The following is a 22176-nucleotide window of genomic DNA, read 5'->3' as shown; positions in this document are numbered from 1 at the left end:
TCTGACACGCCGAGGGGCCTGCGGGATCGTCAGATTCCGAGTGATCCGGGCCCGGGTTCGGTGGGTAGACCGGCCGCCGCCCAAGCCTGGAACCCGCCGTCCAGGTCGGTCGCCCGGTGCAGCCCGAGTTCCCGCAGCGTGGCCGCCGCCAGGCTGGACGCCCAGCCCTCGGAGCAGACCAGCACCACCTCGACGTCATAACCGGTGGCCTGCTCGATCCGGTGGCTGCCGGCCGGATCCAGCCGCCACTCCAGCACATTGCGCTCGATCACCAGCGCACCGGGGATCTGGCCCTCCTGGGCCCGCTGCTGCACCGGGCGGATGTCCACCAGCAGCGCGCCGGCCTGCTGCGCCGCGTGCGCCTGACGCGGACCGGGGCGGTGCACGCCCGCGCGGGCCCGGGTCACCAGGTCTTCGACGGTCGTCACCACTGCTCCGGTCCTTCCACGGCGGTCGTGTGCAGGCCGTCGGCCCGCAGCTCGTAGCGGGTCATGCCGGTCAGCGGCGGCGAGTAGGCGTGCAGGGTGACCGCCGGGCCGTTGGCGGTGTTGCGCACGTCGTGCAGGTAGTCGGGGCCGAACGCGCGGACCGCGCCGGCCGGCAGCCGCCGGACGCGCAGGGCGCCGTCCGGGGCGCCGAGCGACAGCTCCTCCAGCTCACCCAGCGCCACGGTGAACGCGCCGCGCGCCCCGCCGTGGTCGTGGAAGCCGGTGGATTGGCCGGGCAGCCAGCTGATCAGCCAGACCTCGTGATCCTGGGTCAGCGCCAGTCGCCGGTACCAGCGTTCGTCGGTGGCGAGCCGGACCAGGTGGATCCACTCCTCCGGGCGGTCGGCGAGGTCGGTGACGAGGGCGCGCAGGGCGGCGGGGGAGAGGGGCGTGGTGAGCTCGGTGGTCATGGGGATCCTCGGCGGGACGGGGCCGGGCGGTGGGTGAGCATGCGGTGGGCACGCGCGAACGGTGCCCGGGACCAGGGGGCGGCATCAGGGGGGGTGGCAGCGCTAGGAGTTCAGTGCTGCGGCGACACCGGGCGGCGGCCGACGGCCGGCGGGCGGTGTGCGGGGAGGCAGACCCAGCTGCTCAGCGGGCACACATGTCGCTCGCCTGGCGTCGCAGATCGACGTGCAGGCGGCAGACGAGGGCGGTGCCGTGCTCCATGCCCGAGATAGTGGTTGATCGTGGACGGGGTCGTCAAGCCGAACATGCCGCTCCGCTGATCGGCATCCCGTCCGACGGCGTGGCGGGCCCGTTCACATCCAGCAGTCCGCGAACCGGCCGCCACCCTCGTCGAGCACGGCGCGCAGGACCCGGAGCCGGCCGCAGGGCTCGGATCCGCGATGGAGCTTCGACGCCCCGACGGGAACCGTGACGCCCGGTCAGTAACACGAAACAGCTCCCTGGGCCGGGGAGGGACCAGGGAGCTGACGTGCCGTCATCTGTCGTAGCTCTGTGCGGCATCCGAATCGGCGGCCGCAGCCGCGCTCTCGGCCGCGTCCACCTTCTGTTGCATACTGCTCAGTTGGGGGTCGCCGGATGGTGAGACGCTCGGCGGTGCGCCGGCGCCGCCGGACGATCCGCCGCAGGCGCTCAGGGTCAGCGCGGCCACCAGGGCGACCGCGGCCGCGGCGAGGGACCGCCTCACTTGGTGTCGCCCAGGCCCTGGCCGCTGCACCAAGTGGCCACCGCCTTCAGGTCGTTCTGGCGGGTGGTCAGCGTCGACAGCAGACCCTTGCGGTACGTCAGACGGTCGTTGAGGTAGGTGTAGACGGCGGTGTGGCCGGCCTTCTGGGCGTCGTCGACCCGCTGCTCCAGGCGCGCGATCGAGCCGTTCTCGGTCGCCGGGCCCTGCAGGCGGTTCAGGGCGCGCTCGATCCGCTGCTCGGTCTGCGGCAGCCGCTTGCAGATGCCCTTGGCGCCGTCGTTTTTCGGGCCGGCGGTGGTGGTCGCGGCCTGGGGCGGGGCGGTGGTGGTGGTCGCGGCCTGGGCCGGGACGGCGGCGGCGAGCAACGTGCCGCCGAGGGTGAGGGCACCGATGGCGGCGCCGGCCTTGCGGTAGGAGAGCATGGCAGAACCTCCGGACTAGGGGTGCTCGGGCGGTGGTCCGCCCGACTGACCCGCACGGTAGGGACCCACTTTGTGGATTCCTTGTGAGCCGCCAGGCCCCCAGTCGCCCCGGCCCGCAGGCACGCCCCACGCCCCGGCTCCCGGCAGTCCCACGCCCAGGCCCCCGGCGGTCCCACGCCCCGGCCGCGGCCCCGCCCCAGTCGCCCCGGCCGCGGCCCCGCCCCGGCCGCGGTCCCGCCCCCGCCTCCGGGGACGCCCGCCGGAACCACCCTTCCCGCGTCACCCGGAGGCGCTGATCCACTCCCGGCGGGCCGGCAGCGGCAGCGTCGGCGCCTCGGGCCGCACCAGCGGCAGCCGCACCTCGAACCGGCAGCCGCGCCCGCCGGGCGGGGTGTCCACCGTGACCGTGCCGCGGTGCAGCGCCACCTGCTGCGCCACCAGGGTCAGGCCGAGCCCCGAACCCGGGCTGTCCGCCCGGCGGTGGAACCGGTCGAAGACGGCGGCCCGCTCGGCCGTCGGCACCCCGGGCCCGTCGTCGTCGACGGTCAGCACCACCTGCTCGCCCTCCCGGCGCAGCCCGACCGCGACCCGGGCGGGCTCGCCGGGCCGCCGGCCGTGCACCACGGCGTTGGCCAGCAGGTTGTCGCAGACGATCCGCAGCCCCGCCTCCCAACCGAAGACCCGGAACTCGCCGTCCAGCAGCGCGCTGACCGCCACCTCAGGGTGCCGCCGCCGCAGCTCGGCCACCGCGGCGGTCAGCGGTTCCGCCAACTCGACGGCGCCGAACGCCTCTTCCTCGACCAGGTCGCCACGGGCCAGGGTGCGCAGGGCGGTCAGCAGGTCGAGCAGTCGCCGGTGGTCATCGCGCAGGTCGGCCAGGATCTCGGCCCGTTCCGCGGCGGGCAGGTCGGGGTGGCCGGTCAGCACGTCCAGGTTGGTCTGCAATCCCATCAGCGGGGTGCGCAGCTCGTGCGAGGCGGCGGCCGAGAAGGACCGGGCGGTCTCCAGGGCCTGGGCGGTGCGCGCGGCCTGCTGGTCGTAGCGGGCCAGCGCGCTCTCCAGGGCGGCGGCCAGCTCGTCCACCTCGCCGATCCCGCTGTGCCGGTGCGTGAAGCCGGCCGCGCCGGCTGCCGGGTCCAGGGCGGCGGCCTGCCGGCCCAGCCGGCTGAGCGGCGCGGTGGCGCGGCGGGCCAGGCCGAAGGCGAGCAGGCCGGAGAGCGGCGCGGCCAGCACCGCGACCAGGATGATCCGCCCGCGCAGCGCGTTCACCTGTCCGTCCGCCGCCGAGGCCGGTGCCGCCACCCAGAGCGTGCCCGAGTTGGCCCCGGCCAGCGGCCGGGCCAACACCCGCCAGCTGCGCCCGTCGGAGCGCACCGTCACGGGCGTGTCGGCGGTGTCGGCGGCGGGCAGTGCGGTCGGCATCGGTCCGCCGCTGGAGACGGCCTCGCCCTCGGCGTTCTCCACCCGGACGCCGACGTCCAGGGCGGCCTCCAGCAGCAGCCGGTGCTGGTTCTGCATCGCCTGGCTGCGGCCCTGGCGGTCGGCGGTGAGCAGCGCCCGGGCGTTCGGCAGCACGGCCTGGGCCCGCTCGCGGAGCTTGGTGTCCTGTTCGGCCCGCAGGTCGTGGGTGACCAGGCCGAGCAGCAGCGCGCCCGCACCGAGCACGAGCACCGGCAGCAGCAGCGCGGACCGCAGCGCGATCCGGGTGGCGAGCCTCATCGGGCACCGCCCGCGGGTATCCGCAGCACGAACCCCACCCCGCGCACCGTGTGGATCAGCCGGTCGCGGCCGCCCTGCTCCAGCTTGCGCCGCAGGTAGCTGACGAAGGTGTCGACCGCGTCGGTGCGCACGTCGAAGTCGTACCCCCAGACCCGGTCGAGGAGTTGGTCGCGGGTGAGCACCAGGCCGGCGTTGCGGGCGAGTTGCTCCAGCAGCTCGAACTCGCGCCGGGTCAGGTGCACTGGGGCACCGTCCAGGCGCACTTCGCGCGTGCCCGGGTCGAGGGTCAGCGGTCCGACCCGCACCGACCCGTCGCCGGTCGGCGGTCGGCGGCGTAGCAGCGCGTGCAGGCGCAGCACCAACTCCTCCAGGGCGAACGGCTTTACCAGGTAGTCGTCGGCGCCGGCCTGCAACCCGGCCACCCGGTCGGCCAGTTCGTCCAGCGCGGAGAGCATCAGCACCGGCAGGTCGCAGTCCTGCTCCCGCAGCAGCCGGCAGACCTCGGTGCCGCTCAGGTCGGGCATCGACACGTCCAGTACCAGCACGTCGGGCGGTGCGGCGGCGATCGACTCCAGCGCGGCCCGACCGCCCGCCGCCGAGCGCACCGCGAAACCGCTGAGCCGCAGCCCGCGTTCCAGCGAGCGGCGGATGGTGGCGTCGTCGTCCACCACCAGCACCGATCCGGCCATGAGTCCCTCCGTTGGTTTGCGGGACCACACGGTGACATGCCCGGATGAGAGTTGTCTCAGCAACGCCGAAGGGGGGCCGCGGCAAGGCGCCGCGGCCCCCTCGAACGCGCTGTGGATCAGGAGGCGTTGAGTGCGGTGTCGTCGATCACGAAGCTGGTCTGCAGCGAGGAGTCCTCGGTGCCGGTGAACTTCAGGGTCACGGTCTGACCGATGAAGGAGGAGAGGTTGAAGGTCTTCTGCACGTAGCCGGAGTTGGCGTTGACGTTGGAGTAGGTGGCCAGGTTGGTGGAGTTGGCCTGGACCGTCAGCTTGTCGTAGGCGGTGCTGCCGCTCTCGGCGGTGTCGATGTGCAGCCAGAAGCTGAAGCTGGCGCTCTTGCAGCTCGCGGGGATGGTGACGGTCTGCGACAGGGTGTCGGTGTGGGTGGTGCCGTAGCCGTCCAGCCAGGCCTTCCAGGAGCCGCTGTGGGCCGGCTCGCCGCTGGAGTTGTCGATCACGCCGGCGGTGGCGGTCCACGGCGACGCGCTACCGGTCTCGAAGCCCGGGTTGCCGATCAGCTGACCGGCGGTGCAGCCGCCGCCCGAGCCGGTGACGGTCCAGGTGAACGAGGCGCTGCCGCTGGCGCCGGTGGCGTCCTTGGCGGTGACCGTGACGTTGTAGGTGCCGGCGGTGGTGGCGGTGCCGCTGATCAGGCCGGAGGAGCTGATGGACAGCCCGGTGGGCAGGCCGCTGGCCGAGTAGGTCAGGGTCTGGCCGGAGGCCGAGTCGGTGGCCTTGACCTGCAGGCTGGCCGCGCCGCCGACGGCGGTGGACTGGCTGCCCGGGTTGGTCACGGTGACGGTGTTGCCGCCGGTGCTGCCGCCGGCGGTGAAGGCCGCGGTGCCGTTCGGGGTGCCGAGGCCGGTCGGGCCGTCGTAGCCGGGACCGGCGGTGCACAGGTAGGAGGGCGAGCAGCTGCCGTTGCTGCCGCTGGTCACGTCGTTGAGCGCGCTGGTGTGCGAGTACGGGTACTTGGCGGGGTAGTCGCCGGTGCCCGGGGTGCCCGCGTCGGCGTAGACCGAGGCGATGATCGGGGAGGAGGCGCTGGTGCCGCCGTAGACGTTCCAGCCGGAGCCGCCGTAGGTCTGGTAGACGGCGACGCCGGTGGCCGGGTCGGCGACCGCGGAGACGTCGGAGATGGTGCGCTTGGCGCAGCCGCTGTCGGTCTGCCAGCTCGGCTTGGGGTCGTAGGCCGAGCAGCCGGAGCCGGTGCCCTCGGAGCTGCTGGTGGACCAGACCGACTCGCTCCAGCCGCGGGCGCTGGAGTCGCGGGTGAGCGCGGTGCCGCCGACCGAGGTGACGTACTGGGAGGCGGCCGGGTACTCCGCGCCGTACGCCGAGTCGCCGGCCGAGACGGTGATCGCCACGCCCGGGTGGTTGAAGTACTGGCTGTCCGAGGCGGTGTCGGTCGAGTCCTCGGAGCCGCCGTAACTGTTGGAGACGAACTTGGCGCCCTGGGCGACGGCCTGGTTGACCGCGGTGCCGAGGTCGCTCATGTCCGCCGAGGTGGCCTCGACCAGCAGGATGTGGGCGCCGGGGGCGACGGCGGAGACCATGTCGAGGTCGAGCGAGATCTCGCCGGCCCAGCCGGAGTCGGCGGTCGGGTAGTTGGTGCCGCCGTTCTGGTCGATCTTCTTGAAGCAGCCGTTGGCGGTGGTGCAGGCGGGCAGGCCGTACTGCGAGCGGTAGGCGGCCAGGTCGGACTCGGCGTTCGGGTCGTCCTGGGCGTCGACGATCGCGACGGTCTGGCCGGCGCCGCCGTTGCTCGGCAGCTTGTAGGCGCTCTGCAGGTCGCTGGGGCCGTAGCCGGACGGGGTGGCGTTGGGCGCCAGGGTGTGCGGCTGGACCAGGTCGGTCCTGGCCAGGGCCAGGCAGGCCATCTGTCCCGGGTGGGTCGGGGCGGCACAGGCCCGCTTGACGGCGACGTGACTGTTCGCCGTGGCGGTGGCGGCCTGGGCGGTGGGGGCGAGCAGGCCGAAGACGCTGAGCGCGGTGGCCGGCAGCAACGCGGTCAGGGCCCGCAGGCCTGCCCGGTTGGGGGCGTGGGTGCGCAAGGTGAACCCTCCGTGGGGGTCGTCGAGCGGTTCGAAGGCCGCGCACGAGGTGCAGAGCGTCGTGCGGGCACGGGGGAGTGCGCGCTGGTCCGTGGGGGCGGGGCCCGGCCGCTTCCCGGTGGGGACGTGTCATGAACGCGACAGGAAGCGACCGACAAAAGGGCCCCGCATCGGCCCGGAGGGGGTGGGCCGGTGCGGCTCGAGGTTAGGGTGCCCGAAGTTGCGGCGGCAAGGCGCGGGTGGGATCCGTTACCTGCCCGAGTCCTCAACTTGGCTGACCAGTGGGCCTTTTCACGGGCCGTCGGTGATCGCCGCAGGGGGTGTGCTGCGTGTGGTTCAGTGCTGCTGGCGGGCCGTCGGGCCCGCCTCGGGCACATTCGTCACTCGATCGGCTCTGGCGTCATCCGCCGGGGTCACTCCCATGGGCGCTGGACAACTCCACGCACTGCGCGTCCCCTTGACGAGGCATCAGGCCATTTCTACCGTTTGCTTCTGCTCGGTTCCGTTTGTTCAGCCCCCTCACTCGCGCACAACCCACCATGGGAGGCCTGCGCCTGATGCGAACCGCTCCCCGCGCCCTGCTCGCCCTGCTGGCGCTCTGCCTGGCGCTGCTCACCGCGCCCACTGCGGCCACGGCCGCGCCCGCCATCCACGGCACCGCCATCACCGTCGACGGCACCTCCCCCGGCCGCACCTTCGACGGAGTCGGCGCGATCAGCGGCGGCGGTGGCAACTCCCGGCTGCTGTTCGACTACCCCGAGCCGCAGCGCAGCCGGATCCTCGACTACCTCTTCAAGCCGGGCTACGGCGCCGCACTGCAGATCCTCAAGGTCGAGGTCGGCGGCGACACCAACTCCACCGACGGCGCCGAGGCCTCCATCGAGCACACCCGGGGCAGCATCGACTGCGGGTCCGGCTACGAGTGGTGGCTGATGGCGCAGGCCAAGGCCCGCAACCCCGGCATCAAGCTCTACGGCCTCTCCTGGGGCGCGCCGGGCTGGATCGGCAACGGCAACTTCTGGTCCCAGGACATGGTCGACTACCTGATGAGCTGGCTGGGCTGCGCCAAGCAGCACGGCCTCACCATCGACTACCTGGGCGGCTGGAACGAGCGCGGCTACAACGCCGCCTGGTACGAGAACCTGCACGCCACCCTGGCCGCCCGCGGCTTCACCCGCACCAAGGTGGTCGGCGCCGACTCGTTCGGCTGGGACGTGGCCACCGCGATGCAGGTCGATCCCGCGCTCAAGTCGGCCATCGACATCGTCGGCTCCCACTACCCGTGCGGCTACCTGTCCGCGATGAGCAACTGCTCCAGCACCCCCGACGCCCTCGCCACCGGCAAACGGTTGTGGGCCAGCGAGAACGGTTCCGAGGACGCCGACACCGGCGCCGGCCCGATCGCCCGCGCCATCAACCGCGGCTACCTGGACGGCAGGATGACCGCCTTCATCAACTGGCCGGTGGTCGCCGCCCTCTACCCCAACCTCGGCTTCAACTCGATGGGCCTGGTGACGGCCAACCAGCCGTGGTCCGGCGCCTACACGGTCGGCCGGTCCACCTGGGCGATCGCCCAGACCACCCAGTTCACCGCCCCCGGCTGGCAGTACCTGGACACCGCCTCCGGCTACCTGGCCGGCGACCGCACCGACGGCAGCTACCTCAGCTACGCGTCCCCCGACCGCTCCGCCTGGAGCACCGTCCTGGAGACCCTGGACGCCGGCGCCGCCCAGACCGTCACCCTGAGGACGGCCGGCGGACTGCCCGGCGGCACCCTGCACGTCTGGTCCACCGACTTCTCCGATCCGGCCGCCGCCACCCACCTGGTCCGCGACCCGGACCTCACCGCGGTCGACGGCAGCTACCGACTCACCCTGCAGCCCGGCCACCTGTACACCGTGACCACCACCACCGGCCAGGGCGCCGGCACCGCGACCGGCCCGCAGCGCACCCCGCTGGCGCTGCCCTACGGCGACAGCCTGGCCGGCACCGGGACCGGCCAGGAGGCCAGGTACTTCAGCGCGATGAACGGCGCCTTCCAGACCGCCCCCTGCGCCGGCGGCCGGTCCGGCCGGTGCCTGCGCCAGCAGGCCCCGACCACCCCGATCCGCTGGACCGACGAGTCGGCCGACCAGCCGTACACCCTCATGGGCGACGTCGGCTGGAGCGACTACACGGTCGGCGTGGACGCGCTGCTCGAACAGTCCGGCAGCGTGGACCTGCTCGGCCGGGTCGGCACCCAGGGCCGCAACAACAACGGCCTCGACGCCTACCACCTGCGGGTCGCCGACGACGGCGCCTGGAGCATCTCGAAGACCGACACCAGCTGGAACTCCGTCACCCTGGCCAGTGGCACCGCCCAGGCGCCCGGCCTGGACACCTGGCACCACCTGGCGCTGGACTTCCAGGGCGACACCATCACCGCCCGCCTGGACGGCACCACCCTGGCCACCGTCAGCGACGGCGACCACGGCGCCGGGCTGATCGGCCTTGGCACCGGCGGCTACTACCCGGCCCAGTTCAGCCACCTCACCATCACGGCGCACCCCACCGCCCCGCTGGACGGCGTCTACCAACTGGTCAACGCCAACAGCGGCCAGCTGCTGGACGCCGCCGACCGGGGCACCGGCGACGGCACCCCGATCATCCAGTGGGCCGACAACGGAGGCGCCAACCAGGAGTGGCGGCTGACCGGCACCGGCGACGGCTACTACACGCTGACCGGCGTGGCCAGCGGCAAGGCGCTGACCGTGCCCGACGGCACCACCATGCCGGCCACCCAACTCCAGCTGTGGACGCCCGACGGCGGGACCGACCAGCAGTGGCAGGTGGTGCCGGGCGACTCGGGCCACTACACCCTGCAGGCACGCTCGGACGGCGACCTGGTGGACGTCGAGGGCGCCTCGCTCACCCTCGGCGCGCACGCCATCCAGTGGCCCGCCGACGGCGGCGCCAACCAGAGCTGGCAGCTGGTGAGGGTGGAGTGACCCGCCGGCCCTGACCGGCTGCCGGCTCCGCGTCGGCCCGCAGCGCGGCCGCGGTACGGGTGTTCCGTACCGCGGCCGCGCCGCGTGCTGCCCGCGGCGCGTTCGACCGTCACCCGTCCGGCGTGAATCGGCGGTCCGGTGGCGGCTCGTCGGGCCGAAGCGGGCCGCGAGGTCCATCGTGGAGGAGTGGGCGTGATCAGCTGCTCACGGGCCGGACCCAGGGCCGGCCGACCGGTCGCCGCACGCCGCGGCACGGACGGCGCGGGCCGTGCCGCCCGTGCGCCGGGCAGGGGCACCTCGCCTGGGACCAGTGCGTTCTTCTAGGCTCGCTTCGGCTTCCCCGGCCACGGTGACAAACCGGCGCCGCCGCCTGGAGGCGCTGCCCACGGGGTCCCGGTCGCGCCGGGACCACCGGATCGAGCGAGGAGGACTCGATGTCGACCAGCCGTTCCACCGCACCACGCACAGTGCTGCCGCGTACCGGTTCGCCGAGTACCCGCGGCTGTCGCGGAGGTGCCCGGTGAGCGCCAACACCGCCAGCCAGCTGCCCGGCCCGCAGGCGCTGACCGGGGACACCCCGGCGACGCCCGCCGCGCCCGCTGAGCCGGGCGGTGACCCACTCCCCAGGGCCGAGGCACTGCCCGGCCTGCCGGGCACCCTCACCGCGAGGGCCCGCACCCTGACCGGCGCGGTCCGCCGCCGCCTCACCACGCTGGCCGAGATCGAGTCACCGAGCGGGGATGCCGAGCGACTCAACCAGCTGGCCGAGGAGCTCGCGACCGGGTACCGGGCGACCGGCGCCACCGTCCGCCGCGAGCCGGGGCCGGCCGGCGACCACCTGCTGCTGGAGTGGCCCGGCCGGCACGAGGACCTGCCGCACCTGCTGTTCGTCGGCCACCACGACACCGTCTGGCCGGTCGGCACCCTGGCCGACTGGCCGGTGCTGGAGCACGACGGGGTGCTGAGCGGCCCCGGCGTGCTCGACATGAAGGCCGGACTGGCCCTGCTGGAAGGGGCCTTCGCCCTGCTCGGTGACCTCGGGATGCGTCCGCACCGCTCGGTGCGGATGGTGATCACCGCGGACGAGGAGGTCGGCAGCCCGGACGGCCGCCGGGTGGTGGAGCGGCAGCTGCGGGGCGCCGCCGCCGTGCTGGGCCTGGAGCCGCCGCACGAGGACGGCAGCCTGAAAACCGCTCGCCGCGGCTCCACCCGGGTGCGGCTGATGGTCACCGGGCACGAGGCGCACGCCGGCAACCACGCCGAGGACGGCACCTCGGCGGTCGACGAGCTGGTCGACCAGCTCGTCGAGATCCGCGACCAGCTGGGCCACCAGCCGGGCACCGAACTCAACACCGGCCGGATCCGTGGGGGGACCCGGGCGAACGTGGTGGCCGGCCAGGCGGAGGCCGAGCTCGGCCTGCGCTTCTCCACGCCGGAGGCGCAGGCCAGCACCCTGGACACGCTGGCCCACCTGACGGCGCACCGCAGTGGCGCCCTGGTGACCACCGAGGTGCTGTCCAGCCGGCCGGCCTGGCCCGAGCGGCACGAGGACAACCAGCTGCTGCAGCACGTGCGGCTGCTGGCCGCGACCTTCGGTCAGCAGCTGGACGGCGCCCCGGCGGGCGGGGCCGGCGACACCAACCTGGCCGGCGCCCGCGGTCTGCCCACCCTGGACGGCCTCGGCGCGGTCGGCGCCGGTGCGCACGCCAGGGACGAGCGGATCAAGCTCGACCAGCTGGCCCCGCGGCTCGCACTGCTGGCGGGCCTGCTCGCGGCGCCGCTGCCCGGCCTGCTGGGCCGGCGCAGATAGCTCATGGGTACCAGCTGAGTAGGTACCAGCCGAAAGAGGGCGGGCGTCGAGCCCGCCCTCTTTGCTCTCCGTTCCACCCTCCCTTTTGGTTGCCGAGTTGTCCTTGTCATCGGTGCGTGGTTCGCTACAGAATGGAACCGACCGAATGGTCAGTCGGGAGGAGTGGTGATGGTACCGGTGCAGACGGAAGCGCCCGCCGAGGCGCCTGAGCTGGCCGAGCGCTTCGAGGCGGTGGTCGCCGCGGAGCAGCGGATCGAGCCGCGCGACTGGATGCCCGAGGCCTACCGGGCCACCCTGGTCCGGCAGATCGCCCAGCACGCGCACTCCGAGATCATCGGCATGCAGCCCGAGGGCAACTGGCTCACCCGGGCCCCCTCGCTGCGCCGAAAGGCGATCCTGCTCGCCAAGGCCCAGGACGAGGCCGGCCACGGGCTCTACCTCTACGCCGCCGCGGAGACGCTGGGCGTGGACCGGGCGGACCTGACCGAGCGCCTGATCAGCGGCCGCCAGAAGTACTCTTCGATCTTCAACTACCCGACGTTGAACTACGCCGACGTCGGCGTGATCGGCTGGCTGGTGGACGGCGCCGCGATCTGCAACCAGGTCCCGCTCTGCCGCTGCAGCTACGGGCCGTACGCCCGGGCCATGGTGCGGATCTGCAAGGAGGAGTCCTTCCACCAGCGCCAGGGCTACGAACTGCTGATGACCCTGATGCGCGGCACCGAGGCCCAGCGCCGGATGGTGCAGGACGCGGTGGACCGCTGGTGGTGGCCGTCGCTGATGATGTTCGGCCCCTCCGACGGCGACTCGCCCAACACCGCCCGGTCGATGGCCTGGCGGATCAAGCGGCACACCAACGACGAGCTGCGCCAGCGGTTCGTCGACATGACCGTGCCGCAGGCCGAGCACCTGGGCGTCACCCTGCCCGACCCCGAGCTGCGCTGGAACGAGGAGCGCGGCAGCTGGGACTTCGGCGAGCCCGACTGGACCGAGCTCCAGCAGGTGATCAAGGGCAACGGGCCCTGCAACACCCAGCGCATCTCGGTCCGCAAGGCCGCCCACGAGAACGGCGCCTGGGTCCGCGAGGCCGCCGCCGAGTACGCGCGCAAGCAGAAGGAACGGGAGCACGATGTCTGACACGTCCTGGCCGCTCTACGAGGTGTTCGTGCGCCCCCGGCGCGGCCTCAACCACGTGCACGTCGGCTCGCTGCACGCGCCCGACGACCGCAAGGCGCTGCTCGCCGCCCGCGACCTCTACACCCGGCGCAACGAGGGCGTCAGCCTCTGGGTGGTGCCCTCCAGCGCCATCACCGCCTCCACCCCGGACGAGCGCGACCCGTTCTTCGAGCCCAGCGGTGACAAGGTCTACCGCCACCCGACCTTCTACGACATCCCCGAGGATGTCCCGCACATCTGACGGGGACTGCCATGACGGACGATCACGTCTACCTGACCCTCGCCCAGGGCGACCACGAAGCCGAGGCCCGCTGGGCGTACGGCACCGGCTTCGCCGACCCGCTGCTCGGCGTCGACACCGCCCTGGCACCGGACGTCGACGGAGCCGACCTCTCGCGCTACTGCCTGATGCTCGGCGACGACGCCCTGGTGCTGGCCCAGCGGCTGATCGAGTGGTGCACCCACGCCCCCGAGCTGGAGGAGGAGGTGGCCCTGGCCAACCTCGGCCTCGACCTGCTCGGCCAGGCCAGGATGCTGCTCACCCGGGCCGGCCAGGCCGACGGCAGCGGTCGCACCGAGGACGACTTCGCCTACTGGCGCGGCGAGCACGAGTTCCACAACGTCCGGCTGGTGGAGGTGGAGAACGGCGACTTCGCCCACTCCATCGCCCGCCTGCTGCTCTTCGCCACCGCCCGGCTGGCCCTCTACACCGAGGTCGCCGAGCGGGCCCCCGACCAGGTGCTGCGCGCCGTCGCCGCCCGCGGCGCCAAGGAGCTGGCCTACCACCAGGAGTACGCCGCCGGCTGGCTGCTGCGGCTCGGCGACGGCACGGCGTACTCGGCGGAGCGGATGCAGGCCGGGCTGGACGCCGTCTGGCCGCTGCTCGACGAGCTGTTCACGGCGCACGAGGCGGAGCTGCGGCTCGGACTCGACCCGGCCGAGCTGCGCGAGCCGGTGCTGACCGAGCTGACCGCGCTGATCGAGCGGGCCACCCTGACCGTGCCGCAGCTGCCGCCGCTGGCCCGGGTCGGCGGGCGGGCCGGCCGCGAGGGCGTGCACACCGAGGCGCTGGGCCGGCTGCTGGCCGAGCTGCAGGCCGTGGCCCGCGAACACCCGGGGGCGACATGGTGAGCACGCTGCCCGTCCGGGACGCCGCCGAGATCGCCGGTGCGGTGCCCGACCCCGAGCTGCCGATGCTCACCCTGGCCGAGCTGGGCGTGCTCGCCGGGGTCGAGCAGCAGGGCGCCGCGGTGACCGTCTGGCTGACCCCGACCTACTCCGGTTGTCCGGCGATCGCCGAGATGGCCGCCGACGTGGCGCACCGGCTGCGCGACGCCGGGTTCACCGGGGCCGACGTCCGGCTGCGCTTGGACCCGCCCTGGAGCACCGGCCTGATCACCGAGGCCGGCCGCGCCAAACTGGCCGCGGCCGGGATCGCGCCGCCCGGCGCGACGGGGTCGGCCGGGCCGCGCGGGCTGCTCCAGCTGGGGCCCACCCGCCGCCTGGTGCACTGCCCGCACTGCGACTCGTCCGACACCGAGGAGCTGTCCCGGTTCGGTTCCACCGCCTGCAAGGCGCTCTGGCGCTGCCGGGCCTGCCGGGAACCGTTCGAACGTATGAAGGAGATCTGATGGCGACCCGCCGCGCGCAGTTCCACCCCCTGCGGATCGCCGCCCTGGAGCGCCTCTGCGACGACGCGGTGGCCGTCACCTTCGAGGTGCCCGAGGAGCTGGCCGAGGACTACGCCTTCCTGGCCGGCCAGTCGCTCACCCTGCGCCGGCTGGTCGACGGGGTGGACGAGCGGCGCTCGTACTCCATCTGCTCGCCGGTCGGCGGACCGCTGCGGATCGGCGTGCGCGAGGTGCCGGGCGGGCTCTTCTCCGGGCAGCTGGTGCGCGAGGCGGCCGTCGGCGACGTGCTCGAAGTGCTGCCCCCCAGCGGGCTGTTCACCGCGGACCTGGCGAAGCCGGCCCACCACGTGCTGATCGCGGCCGGCTCCGGCATCACCCCGATGCTCTCCATCGCCGGTACCGTGCTCGCCGCCGACCCCGAGTCGACCGTCACCCTGCTCTACGGCAACCGGCGCAGCGACACGGTGATGTTCGCCGACGAGCTCGCCGACCTCAAGGACCGCTACCTCGGCCGGTTCGAGGTGCTCCACGTGCTCTCCCGGGAGGCGCGGGACGCCGAACTGCTCAGCGGGCGGCTGGACACCGAGCGGGTGCGGGCGCTGCTCACCGCACTGGTCCCCGTCGAGGCGGTCGGGCACTGGTGGCTCTGCGGCCCCTTCGGCATGGTCACCGAGACCCGCGCGCTGCTCACCGAACTCGGCGTGCCCACCTCGGCGGTGCACCAGGAGCTGTTCCACGCGGAGGACGAGCCGATCGCCGCGCGGCCCCTCGAAGAGGCGGTGGCGGAGGGCGACACCAGTGAGGTCACCGTGGTGCTGGACGGCCGGCGCAGCGTGCTGCGGCTGCCGCGCGACCGCTCCGTGCTGGACGGCGCCCAGCACTCCCGGCCCGACCTGCCGTTCGCCTGCAAGGGCGGGGTCTGCGGCACCTGCCGGGCCCTGGTCACCGGCGGCGAGGTGGAGATGCGGCGCAACTTCGCCCTGGAGGAGAAGGAGCTGGCGGCCGGCTACGTGCTGACCTGCCAGGCGCGCCCGGTCTCGGACCAGGTGACGGTGGACTACGACGCCTGAGCACCACGGGAGCCGGGCCGCTGCGGCTGACCGAGGCGGGGGCGTGCGGTCGGCGACGGTCGACCGCACGCCCCCAACGCCATGGCCCGGGTCAGGTCCGCCGTCAGGGAGGCAGGGCCGACTCGGGGACCCCAGGGCTCAGGAGACCGGACTGACGACCACCGCCGTGCCGTAGGCGCAGATCTCGGTGCCGAGGTCGGCGGCCTCCGTGACGTCGAACCGCATCGCCAGCACGGCGTTCCCGCCGCGCACCCGCGCCTGCTCCACCAGTCGCTCCATGGCCTGGTTGCGGCTGTCCACCAGGGTCTTGGTCAGGCCCTTCAGCTCCCCGCCCAGCATCGACTTGAACGAGGCCCCGATCTGGGTCCCCAGGTGTCGGCTGCGCACGGTGAGCCCGAACACCTCCCCGATCACCCGGTCCACCCGGTAGCCCGGCACGTCGTTCGTGGTCACCACCAGCACGTCCGGGTTGGCCGGAGTGCCGCCGCCGAAGTCCTCGATGTCAGTCATGCCGTCATCCTCGGCCGTGATCCGGTCGAAGCCCGGCAAGCGCGCCGGGAGGCCCCGCCGCCGTCCGGCACCCGGCGCCCGCTCCGGGGAGCGCCACGCCCTGCCGCGGCCGCCGGTCCGGGCCGCCGCGAGGCGCGGCGGTCCAAGTCGCCGACCGCGCTCGACCAGGCGTGCAAATGCCCAGGTAAGACGCTTGATCCCGGACACACCCGGATCCAAGGGGCCAGGTTCGGCTGAGCCGATGGACACGGCTGCCACTTCTTGTCAACCTTGTCGCATGGGCGAGCGTAGTGATCATCCGCAGGGGCCGGGCGCGACGGACAATCCGGGTGCGTTGGAGATCGAGGCGACCGTGGTGCTCGGGATCCGGGTGACCGACTGGCCGGCACTGCGGGCCGCGGCGGTGGCGGCGGTGGAGGAACTGGACTTCACCGGGCTCGATGCCGCGACCCAGCGCATGGAGCTGCTGCGCGAGGTGCAGGAGGATCCGCATGCCGCATTGGGCGCGCTGCTCCACCCGGACCGGTTGATCGGCGCGCTGCCCGGCATCGAGGCGCTCGGCGGCACCCTGGAGTTGAGCACCACCGAGGACTTCGCCCCCGACTTCGCCGAGCTCTTCCCCCTGGAGGGCGAGGACGACGAGGCCGGCGACTGGACCCTGACCCCGCGTACCGCCTGCCTGTTGCACACCCAGCTGCTGGCACTGGGCGATGCCGCCTACGACGACCTCGACGAGCACGGCGACGAGCCGGTGATCGAGGGCGAGGAGCAGGACTGGGCGGTGTTCGCCCGGTTGCCGCAGGCGAGTTGGCGGATGCACCCGTCCTGGCGGCGGGCGATGGCCCGGGCCTTCGACGACCTGGCCGACGACCTCGGGCTCGGCGAGTGGCCGCTGCCCCGCTGCCCCGGTGAGGAGCTGGCGCTGCGGCTCGCCCTGGCCGACGCGCGCGGCCTGCTCTCCTCCCAGCCGCAGGCGGTGGCCGACCTGATGGGCGTGCTGCCCGCCGACCTGTACGACTACGACTGGGAGGGGTGCATCGACGAGCTGCTCGGTGTCTACGACATGGCAGGCCAGGACCCGGACGAGGACAGCGCCGCCCGCCTGGAGCGCCTGCTGGCGGCGACCCATCCGGAGGGCTGGTTCCTCACCTATGACGAGGCCGAGGAGCGCGAACCGGGCCGTGGCTATCGACGGTGAACGCAGACCACCCCGGCGCCGACGGTGAACGGACGGCCGGCTGGTCGGCAGCCGGCCGACGGTAGTCTGTCCGGGTGACCTCCCCCTTCGCCTCCGACCCGAACGACCGCGATGCCAAGCAGCAGTTCGTCCTGCCGCTGGTGGTCCACCTGGAGAAGACGGCACCGCCGGCCCGAACCGACGCGCTGCAGACCTCGGCCCGCGCCGTGCTCACGCTGCTCGCCGACCCGCGGTCCGGCGGCGACGGCGAATGGGCCGAGGCGGTGCACGCCTGGGAGGACGCCCGGATCCGCAAGGTCGTCCGGCGGGCCCGTGGCGGCGAGTGGCGCAGGACGGCCGAGTTGCCGGGCATCACGGTGACGGGTGAGACGGCCGAGGTGCGGGTCTTCCCGCCGGTCCCGCTGGACGGCTGGCCCAAGGAACTGGCCAAGCTCCAGGTGTCGGGCACCGAGCTGAGCGATCCCGAGGCGTTCGTCCCCGCGCCCCCGGCACCGGAGCTGCCGGTGCTCTGGCTCAACCCGGAGCTGGCGATGAGCGCCGGCAAGACCATGGCGCAGACCGGCCACGCCGCCCAGCTCGCCTGGTGGCGGTTGGACGACGGGCAGCGCAAGGAGTGGCAGGAGGCCGGCTTCGCGCTCGCCGTCCGGACCGCCGCCCCCGCCCGCTGGGCCGAGCTGACGGCCAGTGGGCTGCCGGTGGTCCGGGACGCCGGGTTCACGGAGATCGCTCCCGGGCTAACTGTTGCACTCGAAGGCGGCACGCGCTACTGCCCCGTCGGGCGCCTAGGACGCCTGTAACGCACCACGTTGGCCCCAGCATGGCAACGTAGCAGGTGAGTCGCGTCCGTTCGCCGCAGCCGCGCGTCCTCCGGCAGGTCCTCTCTGGAGGGGCCCGAGTGGGCGCCCGAGCGGTATGCCGGCATTCGGCAGCACTTGGAGGGCAGCGCGCCCGCTGCCGCTGCCGACGAGTATGGGCACGAGACCACAGATCGCGGCTCACAGGTGTGGTGTCGTGCGCGCGGACCGACCGGCGCACGCGCACAGCACCTCAGTGGCTGAGAAGAAGATTGGCGAGCCCGCCTCGGCCAGCCCGGAGGATGACCGCCACCAAGATCAAGCGATGGGCTGGCACGGAGCAGTCCACGGCTCCGTAGCAACCTTACGAGTCGGTCCGCGATTGAAGTGGGGGCGTGTTGGCCTGGCGGGTCGGCTGGTGGTTGATCAGCAGGCGGCCTGCCGGGCGAGCACCAGTTCGGTGCTCGGCTTGCGGCGAGTCGCCCGGCGGGCGGAGCGGTCCGAGACCAGCGAGGCGATCGCGCGGTGGGTCTCGGCGTAGTCCTCGCGTCGGCCGGTGTAGCGCTGGAGCGGGCGCCACTGCCGCAATTCGGCGTTGGCGTGCTCGACGCAGATCCGCTCCGAGGACTGCCGTCGGCGCATCTCCCGCCAGGCGTACTGCTCGCCGAGCGGCGCGTCGCCCTTCGGCTCCTTCGGAGGGGCGCTGATCTGGTCAGGGAACTCGTTGGCCAGCCCCCGGTAGCCCTCGTCGACCTCGGCCGTCACCTTCGGGTGGAGCCGGAACTGCTCGGCGGTACCCTCGGTGCGCATCGCGGTCTGGTCGTGCATGCGGCCCGGGCGGTCCGCACCCGACCACAGCAGACGGCCCTGGCCGTCGCTGATGGTGGTGGTCTTGATGGTGTTCTGCTTCTTCTTGCCGGAGACGAAGGCCCGCCGTCCGGGCCTGCCTGCCTTCGGGCGGCGAACCTGGGTCTCGGCGCCGTCGATCCGCAACCGGATCCCCGCGGCCTCGGCGTAGGCGAACACGTCCGCCAGGGTCCGAAGTCGCACGCCGGGGTGGTCGGGGACTGTGAAGCCGCGCATGGCCAGCAACGGGCGGATCTCCCCGATGGCGCGGGAGATCGTGGAGCGGGCGATGCCGTACAACTCGGCAGCGCGGCGTGCGGGAGCCCGGTGCGTAGGTGGACCAGGGTGACGAGCAGGCGGTCGGTGAAGACCAGGTCGTGCTTCGGGCCGGCACGGGCCTCCCGCTGCCGCTCGGCACCACGCCGCTCCCGAAGCTCCGACTCGCACCGGGCGAGCCACAGATCGGCCAACTCTTCGATCAAATCGCCGAGATGTGCACGCGAGACGCCGCAGAAGACAGGATTGGTCAAGGCCGCACGGGCCCACTTCTTGGTCACACTCGAAGAACTCGTGCGGCCACTGCCACGTCACGGCTGCCCGCCGATGATCAATGGGTGTGGCCCTTCTGCGGGCACTGTCCGAGCTGGGAACTTCCCTGCAGAAGAGCAAACGCAGCCGGCGAAGCACCGGCCCGAGCATCAGGGCCTCAGCAGTCCGCCCACCCACCAGTCGTGCGGCTTGCCATCGTTGGCGATGCCACGATTGCGCAGTGTCCCTTCGACGGTGAAGCCGAGTTTCTCGGCGACGGCACGCGAGCCGGTGTTCCCGGCCATGGCCCACCACTCGATGCGGTGGACGTCGAGGGTGGTCCAGCCCCAGTCGCACAGGGCCCGAGCGGCCTCCACCGAGTACCCGCGTCCGCGCTGTTCCTTGACCGCCCAGTAACCGAGCTCCCAGACGCCGCGGCTGATGAGGGTCAGGCAGTACGAGCCGACCAGGGCGCCGGTGTCCTTGCGGAACGCGCCGAGGGTGTAGTCCCTGTCCTCGGCCCACTGAGCGGGCAGCTTCTCGCCGACGAGCTTCTCCGCGTCCGCACGCCGGTACGGCACCGGCACCGGGGTGTAGAACTGGATGTCCTCGTCCTGGCAGGCTTCGTACACCGCATCCACGTCGGCAGGTGTGAAGGCCCGAAGCACCAGCCGGTCGGTCTCAAGCGTCACTGGATCCATCGCGGCAGTATGACCACCATCAACGAGCGACGACCAGCGAATATCCCGACCGAGCACCGCCCATCACAACACCCCGGGCTGGTCAACGGCCGTCGCAACTCAGCTGCCCCCGAGACGGAGCTACACCCACCATCAATCGCGGACCGAGCCGTTAGTCCAGCCGTGATCGGTCCTGGCGCCGTATAGCATCCTTTTCCTCTCAGCTGATGGATCGTTGGAGTTGCGATCACGAACGATCGTGGCTGACGATCCCCTCCAACCCCCGGCTTCACCAAGCTGCCGACGTAGCGGTCAGTGCTCTGACCGTCCAGGCCGCCACAATCGGCGACGGGGTGGGCTGTCCGTCGTGCGGCACAACTCGGCCCGGGTGAAGAGCGGTTACCTGCGGCGGCTTGACGAGAGTGCGGCGAGTGTTCGTCGAGTCGTATTCGAGCCGCAGGTCAGACGGTGCCAGTGCCGCGAACAGGTGTGTCCGCCGTCCACCTTCGTCGAAGAGGCGATGGGGCGAAGTTCTCCGCGCGCATAAACCTCAATCTGAGCGCAGGCAAATCATCTGCATAGTTCCGACGAGCGTCATGATTTAGAAATATCGGACATGTATTACATACTGGACATCATTACTTCTGTGTTTGTGTGGAGAGCGCTATGGGTAGATCGCAGTCTGGTCGACTAGGGGAGGTGAAACAGTTATGACCAGTGCAGTTGCTACCGCTGAGATCGTCGAGCAGGACATCGAGCTGATCGACCTGAGCGGCCTTGTCGAGGAGCTTTACGCCGAGGACCAGGTCGAGCGTCCCGGGATCCTCTGTGAGATCGCCTGACGATCCGCATAGATGAGCTCGGTATTCTCCAGCCCTCAGGCCCGACTGCAGGGCCCGTGGACGGGCCTGAGGGCTGCACCACCTGGCAGAACTGGGATTCGTGAAATGGCGAGGAGTGAAATGGCTTCCGAAGAACCGGTAGTTCTCCCCAGCGGTGATGGCCAGCGAGCCACGCTCTATGATCCGAATCGGATGTCGTTCACCAGTCTGCCGCCCCACATTGCGGAGCGCGCAAGGCGTTTCGCGGAGGCCGGGCACGGTGGTGCAGAGCTGACGGATGAAGAGCGCCGCGAATGGCAAGAGTTGACTCGTGTGATCACCACGCCCTCGTTCCCGGTGCCCGCTGACAACGCAAGTACTCAGATCAGCCAGCTCGTAATAGCCAACACCTACCACTGCAACATGGGCTGCACGTACTGCTACAACGAGCTGGACACCAAGGAAATGAAGGGCTCCGAGGTCCCCGGGGGGATGTCCTGGGAGACCGCGAAGACCAGTATCGATCAGGTCCTCGACCAGGCGGATCCGACGCGGCCAGTGCGGATCTTCTTCGTCGGTGGGGAGCCACTGCTTGAGCGAGAAATCCTGGAACGCAGCGTCGAGTATGCCGAGGCTAACGCGGCTGCCCGCGGCTTGAAAGTGCAATTCAACGTATATACTAACGGCACGCTGCTCACGGCTCGAACGCTGCAGTGGTGCGAGGCGCACGCGATCTCCCTGGTCGTCAGCCTCGACGGCCCACCGGCGCTGAATTCGGATCGAGTGCTCCTTTCCGGGCGTCCTACCAGCAGAATCGTTCTCCGGAACATCCGGCGGATGATTGAAACTCGCACATCTCCAATGAGGCGAGTTCGCGCGGTGAGCCAGCCGGGGACGCCGTTGCTGGCCCTTCACAAGTATCTGGTAGCCCTGGGATTCAATGAAGTCCATGTGCAGCCGATGTACAACAATGAGGGAATCAGCTCAAGCAGTGAATCCGAGATGATAGATCTCCTCGAATGGTGGACTGATAACCTCGAAAACGGCATGGTGCTGGATATCATGCCATTCGGGTCGTTCTTTCAGAAGATCTTGCATCAAGGCCGTGCGGTGAGTTCTTGGTACCCTTGCCAGGCGGCTAGGAATGCGGTTACCGTTGGACCGGATGGCCGAGTTTACTCGTGCCACCATGCCATCGAGGAACCGACATTCGAAATGGGGAACATCACCCGGGGGCTGCCAATTGTCGAGGTGCGCAGTCGGCACTTCAAGCGGGTCGACGAGCGGGAACCGTGCCGAAGCTGCTGGGCGCGGCATATCTGCGGCGGGGAGTGCTACCACCGCTCATTCTCGGCCGGCGCAGGCGAGTTCGGAACCCTGCCAAACACCTGCCGTGAGCGCAAGGCGTTGATCGGGTTCACTCTGGACGCCTTCGCGCGCGTCGCCAAGCGCAATCCCCAGGCGTTGAAGCGCCTGGCCCTTGGGCAGCTGTCCCTGCCCATGCCGCAGGATCTCGCGTATCAGGCGAGCGATCTGCGCGATTTCGTCTGAGGAAACCAAG

At 71.8% G+C, this 22176-nt stretch carries 20 protein-coding genes; 11 read left to right on the top strand and 9 right to left on the bottom strand.

The annotated features are described in order from the left end of the window. Positions 1 to 29 precede the first annotated feature (29 nt). The 6 genes from LN042_RS22275 to LN042_RS22250 all read right to left on the bottom strand — a co-directional run bounded on the left by LN042_RS22275 (position 30) and on the right by LN042_RS22250 (position 6534). Positions 30 to 431 (bottom strand): rhodanese-like domain-containing protein, encoded by a 402-nt coding sequence (locus tag LN042_RS22275; protein ID WP_230053066.1) that lies wholly within the window; start codon positions 429 to 431, stop codon positions 30 to 32. Next, positions 425 to 898 carry a cysteine dioxygenase gene (locus LN042_RS22270; protein WP_230053065.1) on the bottom strand — a complete coding sequence of 158 codons (474 nt, stop codon included), beginning with the start codon at positions 896 to 898 and terminating at the stop codon, positions 425 to 427. The genes LN042_RS22275 and LN042_RS22270 overlap by 7 nt, the downstream gene beginning before the upstream one ends. Before the next feature lie 739 nt (positions 899 to 1637). Further along, complete coding sequence (locus LN042_RS22265) at positions 1638 to 2063, bottom strand: hypothetical protein (protein WP_230053064.1); 426 nt, start codon at positions 2061 to 2063, stop codon at positions 1638 to 1640. Positions 2064 to 2342: 279 nt separating this feature from the next. Further along, positions 2343 to 3782 (bottom strand): sensor histidine kinase, encoded by a 1440-nt coding sequence (locus LN042_RS22260; RefSeq protein ID WP_230053063.1) that lies wholly within the window; start codon positions 3780 to 3782, stop codon positions 2343 to 2345. Continuing rightward, on the bottom strand, positions 3779 to 4471 hold the full coding sequence (locus LN042_RS22255; RefSeq protein ID WP_230053062.1) for a response regulator transcription factor: 693 nt from the start codon (positions 4469 to 4471) through the stop codon (positions 3779 to 3781). The genes LN042_RS22260 and LN042_RS22255 overlap by 4 nt, the downstream gene beginning before the upstream one ends. A gap of 116 nt (positions 4472 to 4587) precedes the next feature. Then, positions 4588 to 6534 carry a putative Ig domain-containing protein gene (locus tag LN042_RS22250; RefSeq protein ID WP_443667716.1) on the bottom strand — a complete coding sequence of 649 codons (1947 nt, stop codon included), beginning with the start codon at positions 6532 to 6534 and terminating at the stop codon, positions 4588 to 4590. A 587-nt stretch (positions 6535 to 7121) separates the two neighbouring features. Here LN042_RS22250 and LN042_RS22245 point away from each other — a divergent pair. The 7 genes from LN042_RS22245 to paaE all read left to right on the top strand — a co-directional run bounded on the left by LN042_RS22245 (position 7122) and on the right by paaE (position 15238). After that, positions 7122 to 9551: an RICIN domain-containing protein gene (locus LN042_RS22245; RefSeq protein WP_230053060.1), complete on the top strand. Its 2430-nt coding sequence runs from the start codon at positions 7122 to 7124 to the stop codon at positions 9549 to 9551. Between the two features lie 520 nt (positions 9552 to 10071). Next, complete coding sequence (locus LN042_RS22240; RefSeq protein ID WP_230053059.1) at positions 10072 to 11361, top strand: M20/M25/M40 family metallo-hydrolase; 1290 nt, start codon at positions 10072 to 10074, stop codon at positions 11359 to 11361. A 168-nt stretch (positions 11362 to 11529) separates the two neighbouring features. Continuing rightward, on the top strand, positions 11530 to 12498 hold the full coding sequence (gene paaA, locus LN042_RS22235) for a 1,2-phenylacetyl-CoA epoxidase subunit PaaA (RefSeq protein WP_230053058.1): 969 nt from the start codon (positions 11530 to 11532) through the stop codon (positions 12496 to 12498). Then, on the top strand, positions 12491 to 12778 hold the full coding sequence (paaB, locus tag LN042_RS22230) for a 1,2-phenylacetyl-CoA epoxidase subunit PaaB (protein WP_230053057.1): 288 nt from the start codon (positions 12491 to 12493) through the stop codon (positions 12776 to 12778). Before paaA ends, paaB begins: the two co-directional genes overlap by 8 nt. Positions 12779 to 12789: 11 nt before the next feature. Beyond that, on the top strand, positions 12790 to 13668 hold the full coding sequence (paaC, locus tag LN042_RS22225; RefSeq protein ID WP_230053056.1) for a 1,2-phenylacetyl-CoA epoxidase subunit PaaC: 879 nt from the start codon (positions 12790 to 12792) through the stop codon (positions 13666 to 13668). Further along, on the top strand, positions 13662 to 14168 hold the full coding sequence (gene paaD / locus LN042_RS22220; protein WP_230053055.1) for a 1,2-phenylacetyl-CoA epoxidase subunit PaaD: 507 nt from the start codon (positions 13662 to 13664) through the stop codon (positions 14166 to 14168). Before paaC ends, paaD begins: the two co-directional genes overlap by 7 nt. Then, positions 14168 to 15238, top strand: a complete 1071-nt coding sequence (gene paaE / locus LN042_RS22215) for a 1,2-phenylacetyl-CoA epoxidase subunit PaaE (protein ID WP_230053054.1) — start codon at positions 14168 to 14170, stop codon at positions 15236 to 15238. Before paaD ends, paaE begins: the two co-directional genes overlap by 1 nt. A 138-nt stretch (positions 15239 to 15376) precedes the next feature. Here the strand turns inward: paaE and LN042_RS22210 are convergent, their stop codons facing one another. Next, entirely contained in the window at positions 15377 to 15748 is a 372-nt protein-coding gene (locus tag LN042_RS22210; protein WP_230053053.1) for a YbjQ family protein, read from the bottom strand. A gap of 277 nt (positions 15749 to 16025) precedes the next feature. Here LN042_RS22210 and LN042_RS22205 point away from each other — a divergent pair, with 277 nt between their 5' ends. Together LN042_RS22205 and LN042_RS22200 are read left to right on the top strand one after the other, a co-directional pair. Then, positions 16026 to 16946 (top strand): hypothetical protein, encoded by a 921-nt coding sequence (locus LN042_RS22205; protein ID WP_230053052.1) that lies wholly within the window; start codon positions 16026 to 16028, stop codon positions 16944 to 16946. Between the two features lie 74 nt (positions 16947 to 17020). After that, positions 17021 to 17743, top strand: a complete 723-nt coding sequence (locus LN042_RS22200; RefSeq protein ID WP_230053051.1) for a peptidyl-tRNA hydrolase — start codon at positions 17021 to 17023, stop codon at positions 17741 to 17743. A 423-nt stretch (positions 17744 to 18166) separates the two neighbouring features. Here the strand turns inward: LN042_RS22200 and LN042_RS22195 are convergent, their stop codons facing one another. Together LN042_RS22195 and LN042_RS22190 are read right to left on the bottom strand one after the other, a co-directional pair. After that, positions 18167 to 18886, bottom strand: coding sequence for a transposase family protein (locus tag LN042_RS22195; protein WP_308191850.1), 720 nt, complete (start codon positions 18884 to 18886; stop codon positions 18167 to 18169). Between the two features lie 398 nt (positions 18887 to 19284). After that, entirely contained in the window at positions 19285 to 19815 is a 531-nt protein-coding gene (locus LN042_RS22190) for a GNAT family N-acetyltransferase (protein WP_230053050.1), read from the bottom strand. A 689-nt stretch (positions 19816 to 20504) separates the two neighbouring features. On the opposite strand from LN042_RS22190, the gene LN042_RS37350 reads away from it, so the two are divergent. Further along, positions 20505 to 20636 (top strand): hypothetical protein, encoded by a 132-nt coding sequence (locus LN042_RS37350; RefSeq protein ID WP_283843883.1) that lies wholly within the window; start codon positions 20505 to 20507, stop codon positions 20634 to 20636. 120 nt (positions 20637 to 20756) lie between these two features. Next, positions 20757 to 22166, top strand: coding sequence for a radical SAM/SPASM domain-containing protein (locus LN042_RS22185; RefSeq protein ID WP_230053049.1), 1410 nt, complete (start codon positions 20757 to 20759; stop codon positions 22164 to 22166). Positions 22167 to 22176: the final 10 nt, after the last annotated feature.

This window comes from Kitasatospora humi (assembly GCF_020907985.1).
Classification (GTDB): domain Bacteria; phylum Actinomycetota; class Actinomycetes; order Streptomycetales; family Streptomycetaceae; genus Kitasatospora; species Kitasatospora humi.
Note: the sequence above shows the minus strand (reverse complement) of the source record. Positions and strands in the feature narration are given on the sequence as shown.